Raw genomic sequence first — 1,477 nt, forward strand, 5'->3', positions numbered from 1 at the left:
GTTCCGCCCTGCGCCAGCACGATCTCTGCCTCACGTAGCTTGCCGATGATCTCCTCCGGCTTGTGCTTCTTCGATGGCATTTCCGCATCTCCTTCATGGTCCAGACTAAAATAGTCGATGGACCACTTAGAAGGGGGCACCTCAATGTCGCCGTGCCCTTGCCTAATGGTGCTGCCGCAGCGCTGGCATCTATCCCCTCTTAGAAAACGTCAGGGCATCGCCCGATGCATCGCCGAGGATCGAACCGCCGTCGCAATCTAGGATGGCCCCGGTGATGTATTTGGCGTTGGCCGATCCCAAAAATACGGCAAGATCGGCGACATCGGACTTAGTGCCGTAGTCGCGCAGCGGAATGCGACCCTTCAGGCGTGCGGTCACTTCCGCGTTCGGCGCAAGCCTCGCCATGCCTTCCGTATCGCCGATCGGGCCCGGCGCGATACCGTTCACCCGTATGCCGGCAGGGCCCCACTCCATAGCGAGCGTCTGGGTCAGCAGATTGACTCCGGCTTTCGCAGCACAGGCATGCGCCTGGAACATCGTGGGCCGAACCGCCTGACCGGCGGTGATGGCGATCAGCGACGCGCCGGGCTTGCGAATGAAATCGTAACACGCCTTGAACACATGGAATGTCCCGATCAGGTCAATATCGATCACCGTGCGAAAGGCATTGGGCGAAAGTGCGATAACTGGTGCAAGGAAATTGCCCGCCGCACCCGAAATGACCACGTCGAAGTCCCCATAGGCTGCCTGTACTTTTCGCATCGCCGCCTGCACGGCATCGAAATCACGCACGTCTGCTTCCACACCGATAGCCTTGCCGCCGGCTTCGGTGATGGTGGCCGCGGCCGCATCGACACGATCCTGACTTCGGCTGACAAGCCCGACCGATGCGCCGAGTTCGGCGTAGCGTTGCGCAATGCCCAGATTGATACCGCTCGACCCACCAGCCACGAATACGACCTGCCCAGCACAGGCATTCGATCGGATGATATCACTATTGCTCGACGTCATTGGCACTTTCCCTCACATGATGGCTCCACCCTGATCCCAGCGAAACATCTGAAACACAGGGCAGATCATCATCATTCCAATCTGTCGGGAGCGACGGGACGCAGGATGGCAAGCCGGCGGGATCGACGAGCACAACGCCACCGACGTCACTTTAATCAGCTAAATAGTTCGTTCGTAAATACTGTCAATTGCGAGCTTGCGTCTCCATGCAGCGCATCGCGCAGGCGGTTTAGGCACGGATGAGAGCGTTCACGCGCGGTGAGGCAGCCTCATGAACGCCACGTCGTGCCGTACTTCGCCCCATCTTCGACACCCATGCTAGCGGATCGCCCGATTATCCCCGTCGCCTTTCATTGTATGATTGATTATGTGGGTTGAGTAATCTAGTCGGAGGTTGATGAAAGTTGGGGACGTTGGGGTATTGAAGAGTGGCGGTATCTGAGGCGTACACTGTGGCGACGACGCG

1 protein-coding gene is annotated in these 1,477 nt (G+C 58.6%); it reads right to left on the reverse strand.

The window, feature by feature from the left end; genetic code table 11:
- Nucleotides 1–189: 189 nt before the first annotated feature.
- Entirely contained in the window at nucleotides 190–1,011 is an 822-nt protein-coding gene (locus C2R25_RS18750) for an SDR family oxidoreductase (protein WP_103730640.1), read from the reverse strand.
- Between the last annotated feature and the right edge of the window lie 466 nt (nucleotides 1,012–1,477).

It is taken from the genome of Novosphingobium sp. HII-3, from assembly GCF_002916655.1.
GTDB lineage: Bacteria > Pseudomonadota > Alphaproteobacteria > Sphingomonadales > Sphingomonadaceae > Novosphingobium > Novosphingobium panipatense.